Source organism: Cellulomonas marina (genome assembly GCF_900111925.1).
In the GTDB taxonomy this organism is placed as follows: Bacteria; Actinomycetota; Actinomycetes; order Actinomycetales; family Cellulomonadaceae; genus Cellulomonas; species Cellulomonas marina.
In genome coordinates this window covers 1-22306 of record NZ_FOKA01000016.1, presented here as the reverse complement: position 1 = coordinate 22306, position 22306 = coordinate 1, and the positions used below count along the sequence as shown (strand labels likewise).

The window sequence follows — 22306 nt, the reverse complement described above, 5'->3', positions numbered from 1 at the left end:
GGTACTCCTCGGTCGGTGTCAGTGCCCGGCGTGCACGTGCGGGAGACCCGCGGACGAGCGGCCGGTAGGAGCAGGAGAGCGCGTGGCGCTCGACGTGGGCGACGGCGTGGAGCCCGGGACGGTGTCCCACGCATCCGACGTCCCGCGGGCCTCGGTGGTTCCCGGCACGTCGTCGACACCGCCGGCCGCCCACGGGTGGCACCGGCCGAGCCGTCGGACCGCGAGCCACCCGCCGCGCAGGAGCCCGTGCCGTTCCAGCGCCACCACGGCGTACGACGAGCACGACGGGTGATAGCGGCAGGACGGCGGCGTCATCGGCGAGACGAGGAGCTGGTAGGCGCGCACGACGAGGACGAGCAGCCGCACGAGCACCCGGGCGGGGACCCGCACCAGACGCCGGAGCGCCCCGTCGGTCGCAGCCGTCACGACGTCACCGCCGGCGCACGTCGGCCGCGACCACCCGTCGTCCCCTCCGCGGCCCGGCGTCGCGCCGTCCGCAGGCCGCCGTCCAGGTCCGACGCGAGGTCGGCGGAGGAGGCCGCCGCCGCGGGCGCCAGGGCCCGCACCACGACGCGCGCGTCCGCCGGCAGGTCGCCGAGCCGGTCGCGGACGAGGGCCCGCAACCGCCGCTTCACCCGGTTGCGCACGACCGCGTTCCCCACGGCCCTGGACACGACGAGACCGACCACCGGGCCCTGCGGCCCGAGGTCGGTCGTCGTCAGGTGGACCACCAGCGTGGTCCGGCCACCGCGCGCCCCCCGGCGCACCGTCTGCTCGAAGTCGGCAGAGCGGCGCATCCGGTGCGGGGCGGGCAGCACCGGGGTGGGTCAGGCCGAGAGCTCGTCGCGACCCTTGCGACGACGGGCCGCGAGGATGGCGCGGCCCGCGCGGGTCCGCATCCGCAGGCGGAAGCCGTGCGTCTTGGCGCGGCGCCGGTTGTTCGGCTGGAACGTGCGCTTGCTCACGAGGTACTCCACTGCTCCGAAGGTGCCGGCCGCGGCCGGAGGGCGTCGTGCCTCGCGAGACCGCTCCTCGGACGCCCGGCGCCGCGACGATCACGTCGGCGGAGCGGTGCGCGGGCGTCAGGGCACGCCAGCAGGAGCCACTTTCGAGGCTGGGCCACGTTACGCCGCGGCCGCGTGCCGGGTCAAACCACCACGGCCTACCACGCGCCCGGGTGACCTCCACGCCGACACGCCGGATCGGGTGCAAGTCGCCGGGCGGAACGGCCCCCGGCGCCCCGACGGGCCGTTACGATCATCGCTCGTCGCTGCCCGCCCCGGCGGGACGGGGCGCACCGGTCCTGCCGGTGCCGGCCACCGTGCGGCACCTGCCCGGGGAGGGTCTGTCCCCCCGAGCGCTCGTGTGGTACGCGCGTTCCGCACAGGTGTGGACAACTGTGTGGACAGGCGACCGCGTGCGAGACTCCGGCACCGGACGGACCGAGACCGAGGGTAGGGCGTTGGCACAGGCGGACGAGAGCACGGCGGTGTGGCGGCAGGCCGTCGACCTGCTGGAACGCAGCCAGGACGTCACCCAGCGGCAGCTGGCGTTCGTCCGTCTCGCGCGGCCCCTCGGGCTCCTCGACGGCACCATGCTGCTCGCCGTCCCCAACGAGCTGACGAAGGACTTCCTCGAGACGCGCACCCGCGGCGAGGTGGTCGCGGCGCTCGTGGACGTGCTCGGCCGCGAGGCCCGGATCGCCGTCACGGTCGACGACTCCATGCCCGACGACCCCGCGCCCACCCCCACGCAGACCACCGCCCCCCTCGACGGCGACGACGGCGGTGCGTACGGGAACGGGCGGGCGGACGGCTACGGCGGCGACCGCTACGCGGACGGCTACGACCTGCGCCGGGGCGACGGCTCCCGACCCGACGGTGCCCGTGGCGACGGACCCCGCGCGGACGGACGGGTCGGCACGCGACCCGGTGGGCGGACCGAGACCTACCCCGACGGCCGGACCGCGCTCGACGGCCACGGACGTCCCGACGGCGACGGCTACCGGGAGCACGACGCGTACCGCGGCGACGCCGCCTTCGACCCCGCCCCCCGCGCGCGTCCGCCGGCGCTGGCCGCCGGGCCCGGCCGGCCCGCGGACAACGGCCGGCTCAACCCCAAGTACACGTTCGAGACGTTCGTGCCGGGGTCGTCCAACCGCTTCGCCCACGCGGCCGCCGTCGCGGTCGCGGAGGCGCCCGCCAAGGCCTACAACCCGCTGTTCATCTACGGGGACTCGGGCCTGGGCAAGACGCACCTGCTGCACGCCATCGGCCACTACGCCCAGGCGCTCTACCCCAGCGTGCGCGTGCGGTTCGTCAACTCGGAGGAGTTCACGAACGACTTCATCAACTCCATCGGCGAGGGCAAGGCCGGCGCGTTCCAGCGCCGCTACCGCGAGGTGGACGTCCTCCTCATCGACGACATCCAGTTCCTGCAGGGCAAGGAACAGACGATGGAGGAGTTCTTCCACACGTTCAACACCCTGCACAACGCGAACAAGCAGGTCGTCATCACCTCCGACCTGCCGCCGAAGCAGCTCAACGGCTTCGAGGACCGCATGCGCTCCCGCTTCGAGTGGGGGCTCATCACGGACGTGCAGCCGCCGGACCTCGAGACGCGCATCGCCATCCTGCGCAAGAAGGCGACGAGCGAGTCCCTGCAGTCGCCCGACGACGTCGTCGAGTACATCGCCTCGCGCATCTCCACCAACATCCGCGAGCTCGAGGGCGCGCTCATCCGGGTGACCGCGTTCGCCAACCTCAACCGCCAGCAGGTGGACCTGTCGCTGGCGGAGATCGTCCTGCGGGACCTCATCAGCGACGAGCAGACGCCGGAGATCACCGCGGCGACGGTCATCGGCCAGACGGCGGCGTACTTCAGCCTGTCCATCGACGAGCTGTGCGGGACCTCCCGCTCGCGGGTCCTCGTCAACGCCCGTCAGATCGCCATGTACCTGTGCCGCGAGCTCACGGACATGTCCCTGCCGAAGATCGGGCAGGCGTTCGGCGGTCGGGACCACACCACGGTCATGCACGCCAACCGCAAGATCCGCGAGCTCATGGCGGAGCGTCGGTCCATCTACAACCAGGTGACCGAGCTGACGAACCGCATCAAGCAGCAGCAGCGCGCCTGAGGCGCGCGCCTCCCCACCCCCGTTGTCCACACCTGTCCACAGGCTCCTGTGGATAGGAGCGACGTATCCGACGACGGCCCGCGTGCCCTCCCCGTGTCGAGCCCTCCTCGTCGACCCCCCGGCCCCGCCGGTGCTCCGGCCTCCGGATCACGCTCTGATCACGGGCGACACCCGACGCCGGCCCTCGACCGGGTGTCCACGCAGGACAGGTCCGACGATCCGGGCACACCGGACAGCCGTCCACAGGTCACCTGCCGGTCACGCGACGTTCGTCCACCGGTCGAAGGACGCATGGGACGACTGCCCACACCTGTGCACCGTGCTGTGGACAGAGGTGGACGACACGCGACGGCCCTGTGGACAGCGCGGTCGGCCGTCGTGGACGCACCAGGACGGCACGAGCGCCGTCCACACCCGTCCACCGCTGCACCCAGGCCGCGCACACCGGCGAACCACACGTCCGCGGCCACTCCGACCTGCACCGACGCCTCGTCGCCCACAAGGTGCACACCCGCGATGACGACGAAGAGACCTCTCTCCACGGGGCGATGGGACACCGGCGAAGGGCGGACGGCGGCAGGGTCGGGGCCGACCGGCGGAGGTCCCGGCTCGCGTAAGGTTCGCCCGGACGACGGCCGGTCTGGCGGAGGGGTGTGGCATGAGGTTCCGGGTGGAACGAGACGTCCTGGCCGAGGCCGTGACGTGGACGGCGCGCAGCCTCCCCACGCGCCCGCCCGTCCCGGTGCTGGCGGGCGTCCGCATCGAGGCCGACACGACCGGCACGTTGCAGCTCTCGTCGTTCGACTACGAGGTCTCCGCCCGCTCCCAGGTGCCCGCCGACGTCAGCGAGGCGGGCACGGTCCTGGTCTCCGGCCGGCTCCTGGCCGAGATCAGCCGCGCGTTGCCCGGCAAGCCCGTCGACGTGGTGCTCGAGGGCACGAAGGTGACGCTCACCTGCGGCGCCTCGCGGTTCACCCTCCTGACGATGCCCGTCGAGGACTACCCCGCGCTGCCGGCCCTGCCCGCGACGAGCGGCACGGTCGACGGCGACGAGCTCACGCACGCGGTGGCCCAGGTCTCCGTCGCCGCCAGCCGGGACGACACCCTGCCGCTGCTCACCGGGGTCCGGGTCGAGATCGAGGGCGAGCGCGTGACGCTGCTGGCCACCGACCGGTACCGGCTGGCCCTGCGCGAGATGACGTGGAAGCCCGCACGGCCCGACCTGTCGACGGTCGCGCTCGTGCGCGCCCGGACGCTGTCCGACGCGGCGAAGTCCCTCGGCGGCGGCGGGACGGTCACGATCGGCCTCTCGTCGGGCGCGGGGGTGGACCTCATCGGCTTCGAGGCCGGCGGCCGCCAGACGACGAGCCTCCTCGTCGACGGCGACTACCCCGCCGTGCGGCGCCTCTTCCCCGACGAGACACCCATCCACGCCGTGGTGGCCACGCACGCCCTGGCGGAGGCCGCCCGGCGCGTGGCCCTCGTCGCCGAGCGCAACACGCCCATCCGCCTCGCGTTCAGCCAGGGCCAGGTCGTCCTCGACGCCGGCCAGGGCGACGACGCGCAGGCGTCGGAGGCGCTCGAGGCCACGCTCGTCGGCGACGACATCACCGTGGCGTTCAACCCGCAGTTCCTGCAGGACGGCCTCGGCGCCCTGAGCACGCCCTTCGTGCGGCTCTCCTTCACGCACCCGAACAAGCCCGTGGAGTTCACGGGCCAGGACAGCATCGACGGCGAGGACTCCCAGGAGTACCGGTACCTGCTGGTGCCGATCCGCTTCGCCGGCTGAGCCGCTCGACCCGTCCCGCACGCCGCCCACGGCCGCGCCGCCCGCTCGCCGGGCGCCGCACCGCGCGGCACAGTGGGACGGCCACCCACCACTGGAGGACGAACGAGCATGCACATCGGTCTGGTCGGCCTGGGCAAGATGGGCGCGAACATGCGCACGCGCCTGCGCAACGCGGGCATCGAGGTGACGGGGTACGACCGCAACCCCGACGTCACGGACGTGCCCTCCCTCGAGGAGCTCGTCGCGGCCCTGCCGGCCGGTGAGCGCGTCGTCTGGGTGATGGTCCCCGCCGGCAAGGTGACCCACGCCGTGATCGAGGACCTCGCCGGCCTGCTCACCGCGGGCGACGTGGTCATCGACGGCGGGAACTCCTACTACGTCGACGACAAGCCGCACGCGGAGCTGCTCGGCCGCACGGGTGTCGGCTTCATCGACGCCGGCGTGTCCGGTGGCGTGTGGGGCCTGGAGAACGGGTACGGCCTCATGGTCGGCGGCGAGCCGGAGCTCGTGGAGAAGGCCATGCCGGTCTTCGACGCGCTGCGCCCCGAGGGCCCGCGCGCGGAGGGCTTCGTGCACGCGGGGACCGTCGGCGCCGGTCACTTCGCCAAGATGGTCCACAACGGCATCGAGTACGGCCTCATGCAGGCGTACGCCGAGGGCTACGAGCTGCTGGCGGCGAAGGACCTGGTCACGGACGTGACCGGCACGATGAAGGCCTGGACGCGCGGGACCGTCGTGCGGTCCTGGCTGCTCGACCTCCTCGTCCAGGCGCTCGAGTCCGACCCGGGCCTGGGCGAGATCGACGACTGGGTCGAGGACTCCGGCGAGGGGCGCTGGACGGTGGACGAGGCGATCGACGCCGCCGTGCCGGTCCCCGTCATCTCCGCCGCCCTGTTCGCCCGCTTCTCCTCGCGCCAGGAGCAGTCGCCGGCGATGAAGGCCGTCGCCGCGCTGCGCCAGCAGTTCGGCGGCCACGCCGTGCACGCCGCCAAGCCCGGCGTCACCATGCCGCCGGAGTGACGGCGCCCCGCACGCGCTGAGCCCCGCGCACCCGCCCCGCCGCCCGCACCTCACCCCGACCGCCCTCCCCGAGATGTACGTCGCGCACCTGTCCGTCACCGACTTCCGCTCCTGGCCCTCCGTCGAGCTGCCGCTCGACCCCGGGGTGACGGCGCTCGTCGGGCCCAACGGCCAGGGCAAGACGAACCTCGTGGAGGCGGTCGGGTACGTGGCGACGCTCGGCAGCCACCGGGTGCCGACCGACGCCGCGCTCGTCCGGCACGGCACGAGCCGCGCCGTGGTGCGCACCCGCGTGGTGCGGGAGATCGACCCCGGGCAGCCGCGTGCCTCGTTGCTCGAGGTCGAGGTCACGCCGGGCAGGGCGAACCGTGCCCGCATCAACGGCGGGTCGCCGGGTCGCGCGCGCGAGGTGCTCGGCATCCTGCGCTCGGTGCTCTTCGCGCCGGAGGACCTGGCGCTCGTCAAGGGGGACCCGGACGGGCGGCGGCGGTTCCTCGACGAGCTGTCGGTGCAGCTCACGCCTCGGCTGGCCGGCACGGTCACGGACTACGAGCGGGTGCTGCGCCAGCGCTCGGCGCTCCTGAAGTCGGCGGCCGCCGCGTCGCGGTCCTCCCGTGCCGCCCCCGACCTGCGCACCCTCGACGTGTGGGACGCGAAGCTGGCCGCGGTCGGCGCGCAGCTCGTCGTGGCGCGACGGCGGCTGGTCCGTGCGCTGCAGCCGCTGGCCGCGCACGCGTACGAGCAGGTCAGCTCGGGGCAGGGGGCGCTGGTGCTCGAGTACCGGGCCTCGGTCGACGCCGCGCTCGAGGACGGGCCTGACGGCCGCGGTCCCCGGGACGCGGCGGGTGCCGGGCCGGTGGACGACCCACCGGGACAGGGCGACGACGCGCGTGGGCTCGACCCCGTGCTCGTCGAGGGCCGGCTGCTCGAGGCCATGGCGCGCCTGCGCGGGAAGGAGGTCGAGCGGGGCGTGTCCCTCGTCGGGCCGCACCGCGACGACCTCGTCCTCACCCTCGGCGGGCTGCCTGCGAAGGGGTACGCCAGCCACGGCGAGTCCTGGTCCGTCGCGCTCGCGCTGCGGCTGGCGTCCTGGCGGCTGCTGTCCGGGCCGGGCTCCGTGCACCGGGAGGGCGTGCCCGTGCCCGACGACGAGGAGGGCTGGGTCTTCGACGACCGGCCCGACGGCGAGCCCGTGCTCGTCCTCGACGACGTCTTCGCCGAGCTCGACGCCCGCCGGCGTGCACGGCTGGCGGCCCTCGTCGCGCCGGCGCGGCAGGTGCTCATCACCGCGGCGGTGGCCGAGGACGTGCCGGCGCCCCTCGTCGGGGCGCGGGTGGACGTCCGCGACGGGACGGTCACGCGTGCCGGGGCGTGACCCGGATCCGGGAGCAGGATCGGCGCCCGGCTCGGCCGCCGGCCCGGCACCGACGTCGGCGGGACGCCCGGTCGCCGGGCCCGGGGCGCCGGTGGGGCTGCTCGTCGAGCTGACGCCGCCCGCCACCGTGGCAGCGGCCGCGCTCAACCGTGCCCGGGCCGCCGCGCGCGCCCGCGGCCTGCGGCCCGGGGACCCGCCGCGCCGCACCGCGCTGGCGATCGCCGAGCGGCAGGCGGAGGCCGCGGCGGGCGGCAGCGGGGCCCACCCCTCGGCCCGCGACCCGCAACCGGTCGCCGCCACGCTCGGGCGTCTGCTCGACGAGGCCGGCTGGCGGCAGGACGTCCTCGTCGGCGGGGTCGTCGGACGCTGGGCGGACATCGTCGGGCCGCAGGTCGCCGAGCACTGCGTGGTCGAGCGGTTCGGCGGCGGGGAGCTCGTCGTGCGGACCGACTCCACCGCCTGGGCCGCGCAGATGCGGCTGCTGGCACCCACGTTGCTGGGCCGGCTGGCGCAGACCGTCGGGGAGGGCGTCGTCGTGGAGGTGACGGTGCTGGGGCCGACCGGACCGGGCTTCGGCCGGGGCCCCCGGTCCGTGCGCGGGCGTGGCCCCCGGGACACCTGGGGCTAGGCCCCGTCCCCAGGCGGCCCCGCAGCCGGGAAAACGCGTGCGGGGGGAGTAGACTTCAGAGGTTCACAGCCGCGCGCTGGCACCCTGCCAGAGCCGCGAACACGGACGTCCCGGGGTGATCCGCTCTCCTGATCGACGAGCGGGCCGTCACGGGGCGGACACGACGTCGAGGAGACCCTCCGCCCGTGGCCGACGAGACCACCCCCGCCGACGCGACCGTACCGCAGCCGGCGCCCCCGGTCCCCGGCAGCGACGCCGTCCCCGCCAGCCCCGCCGCCGACGGCGTCGCCGAGGCCGCCCCGGCCGCCCGCGCCCCCCACGACGGCTCCTACGGGGCCGACGCCATCACGGTCCTCGAGGGCCTCGAGGCCGTGCGCAAGCGGCCCGGCATGTACATCGGCTCCACCGGTGAGCGCGGGCTGCACCACCTCGTCTACGAGGTGGTCGACAACTCCGTCGACGAGGCGCTGGCCGGCTACTGCGACACCATCGACGTGACGCTGCTCCCCGACGGCGGCGTGCGCGTGTCCGACAACGGCCGCGGCATCCCCGTCGCGATCCACCCCACCGAGGGCCGGCCGACGGTCGAGGTGGTCATGACGATCCTGCACGCGGGCGGCAAGTTCGGCGGCAGCGGGTACGCCGTCTCCGGCGGCCTGCACGGCGTGGGCATCTCCGTCGTCAACGCGCTCTCGACGAAGGTGCAGACCGTCGTCAAGCGCGACGGCTTCACCTGGGAGCAGGACTTCCGCGACGGCGGCCGCCCCGACGGGGAGCTGCGCCAGGGTGCGCCCACGGAGGAGACGGGCACCACCCAGACGTTCTGGGCCGACCCCGCGATCTTCGAGACCACCGAGTACGACTTCGAGACGCTGCGCTCGCGGTTCCAGCAGATGGCGTTTCTCAACAAGGGCCTGCGCATCACGCTCACCGACGAGCGGCCGGAGCACGCGGACACGGGCGACGAGGTCACGGAGGCGACGGACGAGCAGGAGGCGTCGACCAAGGCCCACACCGTCTCCTACAAGTACGACGGCGGCCTGACGGACTACGTCAAGCACCTCAACTCCGCCAAGAAGGTCGAGGTCGTCCACCCCGACGTCATCGACATCGAGGCGGAGGACACCGCACGCCGCATCTCGGTCGAGATCGCGCTGCAGTGGACCAACGCCTACTCCGAGTCCGTGCACACCTACGCCAACACCATCTCCACCACGGAGGGCGGCACGCACGAGGAGGGCTTCCGCGCGGCCATGACGCGTCTGGTCAACGACTACGCGCGCACGAAGGGCCTGCTCAAGGAGAAGGACGAGAACCTCACGGGCGACGACATCCGCGAGGGGCTCACCGCCGTCATCTCCGTCAAGCTCGGCGAGCCGCAGTTCGAGGGCCAGACGAAGACGAAGCTCGGCAACACGATCGCCAAGACGTTCGTCCAGCGCGTCGTCACCGAGCGGCTCACGGACTGGTTCGACGCCCACCCCACCGAGGCCCGCGACATCATCCGCAAGGCGATCGGCGCGGCGGCCGCACGCATGGCGGCCCGCAAGGCCCGCGAGGCCACGCGCCGCAAGGGCCTCATGGACTCCGCCGGCCTGCCTGGCAAGCTCAAGGACTGCCAGTCCAACAACCCCGCCGAGTGCGAGGTGTTCATCGTCGAGGGCGACTCCGCCGGCGGCTCCGCCGTCCGGGGCCGCAACCCGCGCACGCAGGCGATCCTGGCCATCCGCGGCAAGATCCTCAACGTCGAGCGCGCCCGCCTCGACCGCGCCCTGGGCAACCAGGAGGTCCAGGCGCTCATCGCGGCGTTCGGCACCGGCATCGGCGAGGACTTCGACATCGCCAAGCTGCGGTACCACAAGGTCGTCATCATGGCCGACGCCGACGTCGACGGGAAGCACATCAACACGCTCCTGCTGACGCTGCTGTTCCGCTACATGCCGGGGCTCATCACGGGCGGGTACGTCTACCTCGCGCAGCCGCCGCTGTACCGGATCAAGTGGTCGAACGCGCCGCACGACTACGTGTACTCCGACCGGGAGCGCGACGCGGTGCTGGCCGACGGGCAGGCCAACGGCAAGCGGATCCCCAAGGACAACGCCATCCAGCGCTACAAGGGCCTCGGGGAGATGGACTACTCCGAGCTGTGGGAGACCACGATGGACCCGGAGCGCCGCACCCTGCTGCAGGTGACGCTCGACGAGGCGGCCGCCGCCGACGAGATCTTCTCGGTGCTCATGGGCGAGGACGTCGACTCCCGGCGCTCCTTCATCCAGCGCAACGCCAAGGACGTCCGCTTCCTCGACATCTAGGCGGGCCGCCGGCGGGTGCGGCAGCACCCGGGCGCCGGCCCCGACGACCTCCCCCTCGACCCTGACGAAGGACTCCCGTGACGGACACCCCCGACGGCCCCGGCGGCGGCACCCCCGAGAACCCGCTCTGGCAGGTCGGCGCCGACGGCATCGCGCACGGCCGCATCGACCAGGTGGACCTGCAGCTCGAGATGCAGCGGTCCTACCTGGACTACGCGATGTCGGTCATCGTCGGGCGCGCGCTGCCCGACGTGCGCGACGGCCTCAAGCCCGTCCACCGCCGCGTCCTGTACGCGATGTACGACGGCGGGTACCGCCCCGACCGGCAGTTCTCCAAGTGCAGCCGCGTCGTCGGCGACGTCATGGGCAAGTTCCACCCGCACGGCGACGGCGCGATCTACGACGCGCTCGTCCGCCTCGTGCAGGACTGGTCGCTGCGCTACCCGCTCGTCGCCGGCCAGGGGAACTTCGGCTCCCCCGGCGACGACCCGGCCGCCGCCCCGCGGTACACCGAGTGCCGCATGGCGCCGCTGGCCATGGAGATGGTCCGGAACATCGACGAGGACACCGTCGACTTCCAGGACAACTACGACGGCCGCGAGCAGGAGCCCGTCGTCCTGCCGTCCCGGTTCCCGAACCTGCTCGTCAACGGCTCGGCCGGCATCGCCGTCGGCATGGCGACGAACATCCCGCCGCACAACCTGCGCGAGGTCGCCGCGGGCGTGCAGTGGCACCTGGACCACCCGGACGCGAGCAAGGAGGAGCTCCTCGAGGCGCTGCTCGAGCGCATCAAGGGCCCGGACTTCCCCACCGCGGCGACGATCCTCGGCCACCGCGGCATCGAGGAGGCGTACCGCACCGGGCGCGGCTCCATCACCATGCGCGCGGTCGTCGAGGTCGAGGAGATCCAGAACCGGATCTGCCTGGTGGCCACCGAGCTGCCGTACCAGGTCAACCCCGACCGCCTCGCGGAGAAGATCGTCGAGCTCGCGCGCGACGGCCGCGTCCAGGGCATCGCCGACGTGCGCGACGAGACCTCGGGCCGCACCGGTCAGCGTCTCGTCATCGTCCTCAAGCGGGACGCGGTCGCCAAGGTCGTCCTCAACAACCTCTACAAGCACACGCAGCTGCAGGACACCTTCGGCGCCAACATGCTGGCGCTCGTCGACGGCGTGCCGCGCACGCTGAGCATCGACGCCTTCGTCCGGCACTGGGTCACGCACCAGATCGAGGTCATCCGCCGGCGCACGCAGTACCGCCTGGCCGACGCCGAGCGCCGCATCCACATCTACCGCGGCTACCTCAAGGCGCTCGACGCGCTCGACGAGGTCATCGCCCTCATCCGGGCGTCCGCGTCCGCCGACGCCGCACGCACCGGGCTCATGGAGCTGCTCGACATCGATGAGGAGCAGGCCAACGCCATCCTCCAGATGCAGCTGCGCCAGCTCGCGGCCCTCGAGCGGCAGAACATCCTCGAGCGCTACCAGGAGCTGGAGCGGCTCATCGCGGAGTACAACGCGATCCTCGCCAGCGAGCAGCGCCAGCGCGACATCGTGTCGGAGGAGCTGGCCGAGGTCGTCGACCGCTACGGCGACGAGCGGCGCACGCGCGTGCTCCCCCACGACGGCGAGGTCTCGATCGAGGACCTCATCGCCGAGGAGGAGGTCGTCGTCACCATCACGCGCGGCGGCTACGCCAAGCGCACGCGCACCGACGCCTACCGGGCCCAGCGCCGCGGCGGCAAGGGCGTGCGCGGGGCGCAGCTGCGCCAGGACGACCTCGTCGACCACTTCTTCACGACGACGACCCACCACTGGCTGCTGTTCTTCACCAACCTCGGCCGGGTCTACCGGGCGAAGGCGTACGAGCTGCCCGAGGGCGGCCGCGACGCCAAGGGCCAGCACGTGGCGAACCTCCTGGCGTTCCAGCCCGGCGAGAAGATCGCCCAGGTACTGGACCTGCGTGGCTACGACCAGGCGCAGTACCTGCTGCTGGCGACGCAGCGCGGCCTGGTGAAGAAGACCCGACTGTCCGACTACGACACGAACCGCACGGGCGGCGTCATCGCCATCAACCTGCGCGAGGACGAGGAGGGCCGCGCCGACGCGCTCGTCGCCGCCCGCCTGGCCGACCCCGAGCAGGACGTCATCCTCGTCTCCCGCAAGGGCCAGTCCGTGCGCTTCACCGCCTCCGACGAGGCGCTGCGCCCCATGGGCCGCGCGACGTCCGGCGTCACCGGCATGAAGTTCCGGGGCGACGACGAGCTGCTGGCGATGGACGTCGTGCGCGAGGACGCGGACCTGTTCACGGTGACCCAGGGCGGCATCGCCAAGCGCACCGCGCTGACGGTGGAGAACTACCGCCAGCAGGGGCGCGGCGGGCTCGGCGTGCGCGTGGCGAACCTGCCGGAGGCGAACGGCGACCTCGTCGGCGCGCTCGTCGTCGACCCGGAGGACGAGGTCCTCGTCATCATGGAGCACGGCAAGATCGTCCGGTCGGCGGCCGCCGAGGTGAACGCCACGGGCCGCACCACCCAGGGCGTCATCTTCGCCAAGCCCGATGCCGGCGACCGCATCATCGCCGTGGCGCGCAACCCCGAGCGGCAGGCGGCCGAGGAGGTCGTCGTCGCGGAGGACCTGGCGCCGGCGGCCGACGTCGAGGTCGTGGAGGCGGACGTCACGCCGGTCGTCGAGGCTGACGGGACCGAGCCTGCCGGTAGCGTGGAGGACGACGGCACGACCGGGCCGGACGCCGCTGACGGGAGGGACGCGTGAGCACACCCACGCCCCCGCAGGGACGTCCGCTGCGCACCTCGGTGGTGCCGCGCCCCGGGACGACCGACGACGCCGGACGGGCCGGCGCCGGTGACGCGAAGGACGGGCCCATGAGCCAGACCAGCACGGGCCCGCGCACGGCCAGTTCCGGCAGCTCGGCGGTCCCGCCGGCCGAGGTGCCCGTCGGCGGCTCGCCGACCGCGGGTGCCACGCCGGCCGCGGGTCGTCCGGCGGCCTCCTCCGCGCCGCGGCAGGCCGTGCCCGGTCCCCGGCGGGTGCGCCTGGCGATCTCGCGGGTCGACCCGTGGTCGGTCATGAAGCTGTCGTTCCTGCTGTCCTTCGCGGTGGGCATCATCATCGTCGTCGCGACGGCGGTGCTGTGGCTGACGCTGGACGGGCTGGGCGTCTTCGCGCAGGTCGACGAGCTCATCACCACGGTCGTGGGCGACGCGACGACCATCAACGTCCTGGACTACCTGCGGTTCCCGCGGGTGGTGTCGGCGGCGATGCTGGTCGCGGTGATCGACGTCGTGCTGCTGACGGCCATCGCGACGATCGGCGCGTTCCTGTACAACCTCGTGGCGGCGCTCGTCGGCGGGCTGCACGTCACGATGACGGACGACTGACCTCGTCGTCGGCGGCACGACGCCGGTTTGGGGCGGGTGCACGGGCTGGGGTACTCTCGTCCGGCGCACGCGGCCCCCGGGTCGGACCGTGCCACGGGCCTATAGCTCAGACGGTTAGAGCGCTTCCCTGATAAGGAAGAGGTCACAGGTTCAAGTCCTGTTAGGCCCACGCACTCCCCCCTCCAGGAGGTCCGGTGAAGAGGCTGCTCCTCGTGGCGGCGCTGGGCGCCGTCGCGTACGGCGCGTACCAGCGGTACGCCCAGGACCGCGACGAGCGCGAGCTCTGGGCCGAGGTCACCGACGACGTGTCCTGACGGTCCCGCCCACGCGGGACCCCGGGGGCCATGGCGCAATTGGTAGCGCACCTGCTTTGCAAGCAGGGGGTTAGGGGTTCGAGTCCCCTTGGCTCCACTCCTGCCCGTTCTTCAGGCCCGGGCGACCGGTCGTACGCACCTTGCCGCGTGCCACCCGCCACGACGGCCCACCCTGGCGTCACGTCCGGGGCGGCGGGTCGTCTCTCCGTGACGTGCTCTGCGCCCACACGATCGGGTGGCAGGCGAGTGCACCCGCCTGTCCTGCAGGCGGCGCAGCGCTGCTCCTCCGAGACTGACGGCGATGACTCCTGATGACTGCGACCCTCGATCCGACGACGTCCCGCCCGCGGTGCCATCGATCGACGACGCCGCGCTCGCCGCGTGCGTGGCGGCGATGCGCAGTGCGGTGCTGGTGGCCGACGCCCGTGACGCCGACCTGCCGCTGGTGTTCGTCAACGACGGCTTCGAGCAGCTGACGGGCTACGCCCGCGCATCGGCGCTCGGGCGCAACTGCCGGTTCCTGCAGGGTCCGGGCACGGACCAGGCCGTCGTCGGCGCCCTCCGGGTCGGCCTGGCCGAGGGCCGGTACACCCGGGCGCGGCTCCTGAACTACCGCGCGGACGGGTCGACGTTCTGGAACGACCTGCGCCTGTCCCCGGTGCACCACGACGACGGGACGCTCCGCTACTGGGTGGGGGTGCAGCACGACGTCACCGCGCAGGTGGCGCAGGAGACGGCCCTCGCGCGGGCTGCGACCCAGGACCCGCTCACCGGGCTGGCCAACCGGACCGTGCTGGCGGAGCACCTGCGGGGGGAGGTCGCGCGCGCGTCAGCCGCAGGGCGCGCGGTGGCGGTCCTCTTCCTCGACCTCGACGACGACAAGCAGGTCAACGACAGCAGGGGGCACCTGGCCGGCGACCAGCTCCTCGTCGAGATCGGGCGCAGGATGCGCGCGGTGCTGCGGCCGGGCGACCTCGTGGCCCGGTTCGGCGGGGACGAGCTCGTCGTCGTCGTGGGTGACCTCCCGCTGGAGAGCGGCGGGCGCGTGCGCGAGCTGGTCGAGGGGCTGCGGCAGGCGGTGGAGCGACCCGTCCCGCTGCCGGACGGCGACGTGCGCGTCGGCGTCAGCATCGGGGTGGCTGTCCACCCGCACGACGCGGCCGACGGCGACACGCTCCTGGCGGTGGCCGACGCGGCCATGTTCCGCGACAAGCGCAGCCGCTGACGGGTCGCGGACCGGCGTGGCCCGTCCGCAGCCGTCGCCGATCCGCTACGCCTCGCCGGCGTCGTGGACGTACCGCGCGATCTGCACGCGGTTCGTCGCGTCGAGCTTCTCGAACAGGTGCCCCACGTGCGTCTTCACCGTCGCGGTGCCCAGGTGGAGATCGGCGGCGATCTCGGCGTTGGTCAGGCCGCGGGCCACGGCGGAGGCGACCTCGCGCTCACGGGCGGTGAGGGTGTCGAGACGGCGGACCGCCTGCCGGCGCCGCACGTCGTCGCCGCGGGTCTCCGTCGCAGCGGCGATCACCCGCGCCGTCGCGGTCGGCGACAGCATCGGGTCGCCCGCCGCGACGCGTCGGACCGCCTCGACGAGGGCCGCCGGGGGCGTGTCCTTGAGCAGGAACCCCGCCGCGCCGTGGCGCAGGGCCGTCAGGACCATCTCGTCCGTGTCGAAGGTCGTCAGGACCAGGACGCGCGTCGGCAGGCCCTCCTCGACGACCCGACGGGTGGCCGCGAGGCCGTCCAGGCGCGGCATCCGGATGTCCATGAGCGCGACGTGCGGGACGAGCTGCCGGACCAGGGCCAGTCCTTCCTGCCCGTCGCCGGCCTCGCCGACGACCTCGATCGTCGGGTCGCCGCCGAGCAGGAGGCGCAGCCCCGTCCGGACGAGCGCGTCGTCGTCGACGACGACGACCCGGACGGTGCCGCCCGGGACGGCGTCCGCGGTCGCGTCCGTGACCCGGCCGGGCACCGGCGGCGTCACGCCGCACCGCCGGGCAGGTGCAGGGCGAGCACGAAGAGGCCGTGCTCGTCGCGGCCCGCCTCCAGCCGGCCGCCGGCGAGCGCCGCGCGCTCCCGCAGGCCCGTGAGGCCCCACCCGGTCGGTGCTGGGACGTCGGCACCGTGTGCGCCTGCGGTGACGGGTGCCGGGTTGCCGACCCGCACCTCGAGCGCCCCGGAGGGCGTCGTGGTGACGAGCACGTCCACGGGTGCACCGGGCGCGTGCCGACGCGCGTTGGTCAGGCCCTCCTGCACGACGCGGAAGGCGGTCCGGGACGCCGTCACCGGCACCCTCCGAAGATCGGTGCCCGGGGCGAGGTCCGCGTGCCACGTGACGACCTGCCCGGCGTCCCGCGCGTCCGCCACGAGCGCCGGGAGCTCGGCGAGCGTCGGCTGGGGAGGCTCGGCCGCCTCGTCGGCGCGGCCCGGCTCGACACCTTCCGCCTGCTCGGTGCCACCGCCGCTGCGCAGCACGCCGAGCACCTCGCGCAGCTCCTCCAGCGCGACGTGCGCGTTCTCCTGCACGACCGTGGCGACCTGGGCGGTCTCCTCGCGGCTGAGGTCCGTGCGGTAGGCGAGCGCGCCGGCGTGCAGCCCGACGAGGGAGATGCGGTGCGCGAGCACGTCGTGCATCTCGCGCGCGATCCGGAGGCGCTCGGCCTCGCGCGCCGCCTCCGTCTCGACAGCACGCTGCCGCTCGGCGGTCTCCGCCCGTTCCCGCAGCCGGACGAGCAGCTCGCGGCGCGCCCCGACGAACGATCCGGTCGCCACGAGCGCGCCGACGACGAGCAGCGCCAGGCCGGCCGACCCCGCAGCCCCAACCACCGACGCCGCGGGCCCGGTGGTCGCCGGCCGGTACAGGAGCTCGTAGGCCAGGGTCGCGCCCAGGAGCACGGCCGCGACTCCCACGACCTCGCGCCACCGCCGACGGGTCGCCAAGGACACGATCGCGAGCGCCGCCGCGGCGACCGCGGCGCCCGAGACGGCCGTGACCGCGGTGGTCACGCCGGCGACGAGCACCGGGTGGCTGCGCCGCAGCGGGAGCAGCGCCACCATGCCGAGCCCGAGCAGTCCGTCGAGGGCCAGGACGACCCCGACGACGAGGTCGTCCCCGGCCGGTGGCACCTCCCGCGTCCCCCCGGCGGTGATCGTGTCCCAGGCGACCACGACCCAGACGAGCAGGGCGACGAGGACCACCACGACGTACCGCCACGTGCGCGACCAGGCTCCGAGCGCGGGCGGCGGGACGGGGGCCGGCACGGGTGCCGGTGCGGGGAGATGGCTCATGGCGGTCAGGCTAGGGCGGGCCCTCGACGCCGGGGATCAGCCGTGGAGCGGGACCGTCTCCTCCTTTGGTCGCAGGTCGCAGGTCAGGGCTGCCTGCCCGCGTGCGCCGACGTCCGCCCCGGCGCAGCATGAAGGGGTGGACACCGATGAGGCGGACGACATCCGGCGCGCGTTCGGCGAGGCCGTGAACATGACGCCGAAGGCGCTCGAGGACTGGCTGGGCACGGACGAGTCGCAGGCGGTCGGGCAGAAGTCCGACGGCGGCGGGGAGTCGACGGGGCACGCCTCCGGCCGGCGCATCGTCGAGCTGCTGCGGACGAAGAAGGCCGACCTGTCCGACGACGACCTCGCGCACATGAAGAAGGCGACGGGTTACGTGCACCGGCACCTCGCGCAGCGGCCGGACGGCGACGTGACCGACACGCACTGGCGCTGGTCGCTCATGAACTGGGGGCACGACCCCCTGCAGGACTGACGAGCGTCGCGTCCGCCTCCGTGCCGCGCCACCGGGCCACCGCCCGCATGAGGTGGTACAGCCCGATCGCGGCGGCGGTGCCGAGCGCGATGCCGCCGAACGTCAGGTCGCCGGCGACCCACGTGAAGTTCGCGATGCCGATCACCAGGGCCGCGGCGGCGCTCGTGAGGTTCACCGGGTCGGAGAAGTCGACGCGGTGCTGGATCCAGATGCGGGCGCCGAGCAGGCCGATCATCCCGTAGAGGACCGTCGTCGCCCCGCCGAGGACGCCCGCAGGGATCGTCGAGACGACCGCGCCGAACTTCGGGGACAGGCTCAGCAGCAGGGCCGCAGCCGAGGCGACCCAGTAGGCCGCCGTCGAGTAGACGCGGGTGGCCGCCATGACGCCGATGTTCTCCGCGTACGTCGTCGTGCCGGAGCCGCCGCCGAGGCCGGCCAGCGTCGTCGCCAGGCCGTCGGCCATGAGCGCGCGCCCGGTCACGGGGTCCAGGTCCTGCCCCGTCATGGCGGCGACGGACTTCACGTGACCGATGTTCTCGGCGACGAGGACGAGCACCACCGGCAGGAACAGGCCGAGCACGGACACGTCGAAGGACGGGGCCGTGAACGAGGGCAGGCCGACCCACGCGGCGTCCGACACGGGCTGCAGGTCCACCTCGCCGCGCAGCAGCGCGACGACGTACCCGACGAGCACCCCGACGAGGATGGCCAGCCGCCCGAGGATGCCGCGGAACAGCACCGTCACCAACGCCACCACCAGCAGCGTCACCACCGCCGTCACGGGGGCCGCCTGCACGGAGTCCCACGCCGTCGGCGCGAGGTTGAGCCCGATGAGCGCGACGATCGTCCCCGTGACCACGGGCGGCATGAGGACGTCGATCCACCGCACCCCGGCCGCCTGCACGACGAGCCCCACCAGCGCCAGCGCGACGCCGGTGACGACGACCCCGCCGAGCGCCACCGCCGGGCCGCCGGCGTCCTGCGCCGCGGCGATCGGCGCGAGGAACGCGAAGCTCGACCCCAGGTAGCTCGGCACGCGGCCGCGGGTCAGCAGCAGGAACAGCGCGGTGCCGACGGCGGAGAAGAACAGCGTCGTCGCCGGCGGGAAGCCCGTCAGCAGCGGCACGAGGAAGGTCGCGCCGAACATCGCGACGACGTGCTGCATGCCGATGCCGACCGTCCGCGGCCAGCTGAGCCGCTCCTGCGGCGCGACCACCGCCCCGGGCGCGATCCGTCGTCCGTCGCCGTGCAGGCGCCACCCCTGTCCCGCCATCGCGGTGCCCTCCGTCCGTGGGTCGCCGGCGCTCCCGCACGGCAGCGCCAGGCTAGCGGCGGCGCGCGCACCGTCGGCGGGACGACCGGCCCCAGTCGTCCCACCATCTGGCGTCCGTCTGACCGAGCGGCGGACGCGGTGCTACCGTCGCCCGGTCCGCACCCCAGGGAACCGGAGCCGCACCGTGCCCACGACCGCCCCCCTCCGCGCCGCCGGCGCGCTGGTCGGCATGTGTCGTGGCTGCCTGTGCCGCCCCGTGCGCTGAGCCCTCCCGCTCGCGTCCGGTCCCGGGCGGACCTCCCCGGCCCTGCCGCGCGCGACCACGTCACGCCCGTACGCAGGAGCCGGGTGGCGTCCCGGGTCCGACCCTGACCCGCACCCGACCGGTCGAGCAGACCCCGGTCACGCCCCGCCCCGAAAGGCACCACGAGATGACCCTCGCCGTCCTGCCCCGTCGCCGCGCCCTGCGTACCGGCGCCCTCGCCGCCGTCGCCGCCCTCACCCTGGCCGCCTGCGGTGGCGGGGAGACCTCCGGCGCCGCCCAGGCCACCACCACCGCCGACCCCGAGAACCGGCAGAGGGTCACCATCGGCGTGACCGACCAGTCCAAGGACTACTGGCGCACGTTCGAGGACCTCGCCGCCGAGGAGGGCATCGACGTCGAGCTGGTGAACTTCACGGACTACCAGCAGCCCAACCCGCAGCTCTCGCAGGGGCAGCTCGACCTCAACCAGTTCCAGCACCTGCTGTTCCTGGCGAACTACAACGTGGAGGCCGGTGAGGACCTCGTGGCCATCGGCTCCACGGCGATCTACCAGCTCGGTCTGTACACGACGAAGGGCTACGCCTCGCCCGACGAGATCCCCGACGGCGGCCAGGTCGCGATCCCCAACGACCCGACGAACCAGGCCCGGGCGCTGCTCGTCCTGCAGTCGGCGGGCCTCGTCGAGCTGGCGGACGGCGGCAACGCCCTGTCGACGCCGGCGGACGTGCTCGAGGGCTCGCGCGTCGAGGTCGTCCCGGTCGACGCGAACCAGACCCCCGTGCAGCTGCAGTCGCTGGACGCGGCGGTCATCAACAACAACTTCGCCTCCGACGCGGGCATCGACCCGACGACGGCGATCTACTCCGACCTCGACGACCAGTCGGCGGCCGAGCCCTACATCAACGTCTTCGCGGCGCGGGCCGAGGACGCCGACAACCCGCTGTTCGAGCAGGTCGTCGAGATCTACCACAGCCCCGAGGTGGTCCAGGGCCTGCTCGACGAGTCCGCGGGCACCGCCGTCGACGTCGACCTGGGCGCGGACGAGCTCGCCGGGATCCTGTCGGGTCTCGAGGAGGACATCACCGCGGCCCAGGGCTGACGGGCCCGACGAGGACCGACACGACGAGAGGAGCCGGACCATGGGTGCCGCCGTGCAGCTACGCGACGTCACGAAGGAGTTCACCGACGGCCGCCGCACCGTGCGCGCGGTCGACGGGGTGACGCTCGACATCCGCGCGGGCGAGGTGTTCGGGGTCATCGGGTACTCCGGGGCGGGCAAGAGCACCCTGGTCCGGCTCATCAACGCCCTCGAGGTGCCGACCGCGGGCAGCGTCGTCGTCGACGGGACGGAGCTCGCCGGGCTGCCCGAGCGTCGGCTGCGGCCGGTCCGCGCGGGCATCGGCTTCATCTTCCAGCAGTTCAACCTCCTGTCCTCGCGCACGGTGGCGGGCAACGTCGCGTACCCGCTGCAGGTCGCACGGTGGCCGAAGGAGAAGCGGGAGGCCCGCGTCGCCGAGCTGCTGGAGTTCGTCGGGCTGACGGACAAGGCGCAGCAGTACCCGAACCAGCTCTCCGGTGGGCAGAAGCAGCGCGTCGGCATCGCGCGGGCGCTGGCGACCTCGCCCTCGCTCCTCCTGGCCGACGAGTCGACCAGCGCGCTCGACCCGGAGACGACCCGCGACGTGCTGGACCTGCTCCGGCGCGTGAACGCCGAGCTCGGCGTGACGATCGTCGTCATCACGCACGAGATGTCGGTCGTCTCCTACCTCTGCGACCGCGTCGCCGTCATGGAGGGCGGCCGCGTCGTCGAGCACGGGGACGTGTACGACCTGTTCGCGCGGCCGCGGGAGGTGGTGACCCGGCGGTTCGTCGGCACGGCGCTGCACGACCGGCCGCGACCGGACGTCGTCGAGCGGCTGCGGGACCGGCACGCCGGACGGATCGTCACGGTCGCCGTGACCGACGACGAGGGGTCGCCCACGCTGCTGACCCGCCTGCTGCGGGAGCACCGCGTCGACGGGTCCATCGTCTTCGGCGGCATCACCGAGGTCGGGGCGCGGCCCCTGGGCTCGGTGACCTGGGACCTCGTCGGCGAGCGCGGGGACGTGGACGCGCTGCTCGACGAGCTGCGGCGGCGCACGGAGGTCGTCGACCACGGACAGGGCCGCGCCACGGGTGCGACGGGGGGTGCGCGATGACGAACGGCTCGACCAGCCTGTGGCCGGTGCTGCTGGCCTCGCTCGGCGAGACGCTGTGGATGGTGGCGGTGACGCTGCTGATCGGCGGTCTGCTCGGCCTGGCGCTCGGCATCGCGCTCTACGTCACGCGGGCCGGCAACCTCCTGCCGAACCGGGCCGTGCACGCGGTGCTCAACGTGGCCGTCAACCTCGTCCGGCCGATCCCCTTCATCATCTTCCTCACGGCGGTGCAGCCGTTGACCATCGCGGTCACGGGCACGAGCTACGGCACGCGTGCGGTGATCTTCCCGATGGTCATCATGGCGACCTTCGGCACCTCGCGGATCGTCGAGCAGAACCTCGTGGCGCTCGACCCCGGCGTCGTGGAGGCGGCGCGCGCGATGGGCGCCGGCCCGCTGCGGATCATCGGGACGGTCATCGTGCCGGAGACGCTGGGGCCGCTCATCCTCGGGTACACGTTCCTGTTCGTCGCGGTCGTCGACATGTCGGCGATGGCGGGCGCGGTGGCCGGTGGCGGCCTCGGGGACTTCGCGCTGCAGTACGGGTACCAGCGGTTCAACCCCGTGGCGACGTGGGTCGCGGTGGCGGTCATCGTGGCGCTGGTGCACGTGGCGCAGGCGGTCGGCAACACGCTGGCGCGGCGGGTGCTGCGGCGGTAGCGACCGTGCCGGCGGCACACCGGCACCGACGACGACGGCGCCCCGGTCCTGGTGGACCGGGGCGCCGTGGCGTCCGCAGCAGCGGCCGGGACCTCAGCGAGGTGCGGGACCCGGGAGCAGTCGTCAGGCCTGCGAGGTCTTGATCTCGCGCTTGATCTCGCGGGCGACGTTCTG

The 22306-nt window shown here is 73.7% G+C and carries 20 protein-coding genes and 2 tRNA genes; 16 read left to right on the top strand and 6 right to left on the bottom strand.

Annotated elements, in window-relative coordinates; genetic code table 11:
• Nucleotides 1-18: 18 nt before the first annotated feature.
• The 3 genes from yidD to rpmH are packed head-to-tail and all read right to left on the bottom strand — an operon-like array spanning nt 19 to nt 965.
• Nucleotides 19-426 carry a membrane protein insertion efficiency factor YidD gene (gene yidD, locus BM048_RS14930; protein ID WP_203708984.1) on the bottom strand — a complete coding sequence of 136 codons (408 nt, stop codon included), beginning with the start codon at nt 424-426 and terminating at the stop codon, nt 19-21.
• Nucleotides 423-818 (bottom strand): ribonuclease P protein component, encoded by a 396-nt coding sequence (gene rnpA, locus BM048_RS14925; protein ID WP_090034261.1) that lies wholly within the window; start codon nt 816-818, stop codon nt 423-425. The genes yidD and rnpA overlap by 4 nt, the downstream gene beginning before the upstream one ends.
• Nucleotides 819-827: 9 nt before the next feature.
• Entirely contained in the window at nt 828-965 is a 138-nt protein-coding gene (gene rpmH / locus BM048_RS14920) for a 50S ribosomal protein L34 (protein ID WP_088287484.1), read from the bottom strand.
• Between the two features lie 497 nt (nt 966-1462).
• On the opposite strand from rpmH, the gene dnaA reads away from it, so the two are divergent.
• The 12 genes from dnaA to BM048_RS14865 all read left to right on the top strand — a co-directional run bounded on the left by dnaA (nt 1463) and on the right by BM048_RS14865 (nt 15199).
• Nucleotides 1463-3136: a chromosomal replication initiator protein DnaA gene (gene dnaA / locus BM048_RS14915; RefSeq protein WP_090034260.1), complete on the top strand. Its 1674-nt coding sequence runs from the start codon at nt 1463-1465 to the stop codon at nt 3134-3136.
• A 658-nt stretch (nt 3137-3794) separates the two neighbouring features.
• Entirely contained in the window at nt 3795-4925 is a 1131-nt protein-coding gene (gene dnaN, locus BM048_RS14910) for a DNA polymerase III subunit beta (RefSeq protein WP_090034257.1), read from the top strand.
• 108 nt (nt 4926-5033) lie between these two features.
• Entirely contained in the window at nt 5034-5945 is a 912-nt protein-coding gene (gene gnd, locus BM048_RS14905) for a phosphogluconate dehydrogenase (NAD(+)-dependent, decarboxylating) (RefSeq protein ID WP_090034256.1), read from the top strand.
• Between the two features lie 73 nt (nt 5946-6018).
• Complete coding sequence (gene recF, locus BM048_RS14900) at nt 6019-7320, top strand: DNA replication/repair protein RecF (protein ID WP_090034254.1); 1302 nt, start codon at nt 6019-6021, stop codon at nt 7318-7320.
• Nucleotides 7307-7948: a DciA family protein gene (locus BM048_RS14895; RefSeq protein WP_239079041.1), complete on the top strand. Its 642-nt coding sequence runs from the start codon at nt 7307-7309 to the stop codon at nt 7946-7948. Before recF ends, BM048_RS14895 begins: the two co-directional genes overlap by 14 nt.
• A 344-nt stretch (nt 7949-8292) precedes the next feature.
• Complete coding sequence (gene gyrB / locus BM048_RS14890; RefSeq protein ID WP_239079045.1) at nt 8293-10260, top strand: DNA topoisomerase (ATP-hydrolyzing) subunit B; 1968 nt, start codon at nt 8293-8295, stop codon at nt 10258-10260.
• A gap of 77 nt (nt 10261-10337) precedes the next feature.
• A complete protein-coding gene (gyrA, locus tag BM048_RS14885) occupies nt 10338-13034 on the top strand; it encodes a DNA gyrase subunit A (protein ID WP_090034250.1) in 2697 nt (898 codons plus the stop codon).
• A complete protein-coding gene (locus tag BM048_RS14880; RefSeq protein WP_239079042.1) occupies nt 13031-13660 on the top strand; it encodes a DUF3566 domain-containing protein in 630 nt (209 codons plus the stop codon). Before gyrA ends, BM048_RS14880 begins: the two co-directional genes overlap by 4 nt.
• Nucleotides 13661-13755: 95 nt before the next feature.
• A tRNA-Ile gene (locus BM048_RS14875) sits at nt 13756-13829 on the top strand.
• Nucleotides 13830-13854: 25 nt separating this feature from the next.
• Complete coding sequence (locus tag BM048_RS18520) at nt 13855-13974, top strand: DLW-39 family protein (protein ID WP_217644270.1); 120 nt, start codon at nt 13855-13857, stop codon at nt 13972-13974.
• 24 nt (nt 13975-13998) lie between these two features.
• Nucleotides 13999-14071: transfer RNA gene (locus BM048_RS14870), tRNA-Ala, on the top strand.
• 204 nt (nt 14072-14275) lie between these two features.
• On the top strand, nt 14276-15199 hold the full coding sequence (locus tag BM048_RS14865; RefSeq protein WP_090034249.1) for a diguanylate cyclase domain-containing protein: 924 nt from the start codon (nt 14276-14278) through the stop codon (nt 15197-15199).
• A gap of 45 nt (nt 15200-15244) precedes the next feature.
• Here the strand turns inward: BM048_RS14865 and BM048_RS14860 are convergent, their stop codons facing one another.
• Together BM048_RS14860 and BM048_RS14855 are read right to left on the bottom strand one after the other, a co-directional pair.
• Entirely contained in the window at nt 15245-15958 is a 714-nt protein-coding gene (locus BM048_RS14860; RefSeq protein ID WP_275407357.1) for a response regulator, read from the bottom strand.
• Nucleotides 15955-17262, bottom strand: coding sequence for a sensor histidine kinase (locus tag BM048_RS14855; protein WP_139224480.1), 1308 nt, complete (start codon nt 17260-17262; stop codon nt 15955-15957). The genes BM048_RS14860 and BM048_RS14855 overlap by 4 nt, the downstream gene beginning before the upstream one ends.
• Nucleotides 17263-17398: 136 nt before the next feature.
• Here BM048_RS14855 and BM048_RS14850 point away from each other — a divergent pair, with 136 nt between their 5' ends.
• Nucleotides 17399-17737, top strand: coding sequence for a DUF3140 domain-containing protein (locus BM048_RS14850; RefSeq protein ID WP_239079043.1), 339 nt, complete (start codon nt 17399-17401; stop codon nt 17735-17737).
• Here BM048_RS14850 and BM048_RS14845 read toward each other — a convergent pair.
• On the bottom strand, nt 17703-19010 hold the full coding sequence (locus BM048_RS14845) for a uracil-xanthine permease family protein (RefSeq protein WP_090034245.1): 1308 nt from the start codon (nt 19008-19010) through the stop codon (nt 17703-17705). The genes BM048_RS14850 and BM048_RS14845 overlap by 35 nt on opposite strands.
• Before the next feature lie 431 nt (nt 19011-19441).
• Between BM048_RS14845 and BM048_RS14840 the strand changes: the two genes are divergently transcribed.
• Genes BM048_RS14840 through BM048_RS14830 form a run of 3 tightly spaced genes read left to right on the top strand, consistent with a single transcriptional unit; the run spans nt 19442 to nt 22132 of the window.
• Nucleotides 19442-20374 (top strand): MetQ/NlpA family ABC transporter substrate-binding protein, encoded by a 933-nt coding sequence (locus BM048_RS14840; RefSeq protein ID WP_090034243.1) that lies wholly within the window; start codon nt 19442-19444, stop codon nt 20372-20374.
• Between the two features lie 40 nt (nt 20375-20414).
• A complete protein-coding gene (locus BM048_RS14835) occupies nt 20415-21473 on the top strand; it encodes a methionine ABC transporter ATP-binding protein (protein ID WP_090034242.1) in 1059 nt (352 codons plus the stop codon).
• The gene (locus BM048_RS14830; protein ID WP_090034240.1) at nt 21470-22132 is read left to right on the top strand and encodes a methionine ABC transporter permease; all 663 of its coding nucleotides are present in this window, start codon (nt 21470-21472) and stop codon (nt 22130-22132) included. Before BM048_RS14835 ends, BM048_RS14830 begins: the two co-directional genes overlap by 4 nt.
• The last annotated feature ends 174 nt before the right edge of the window (nt 22133-22306 follow it).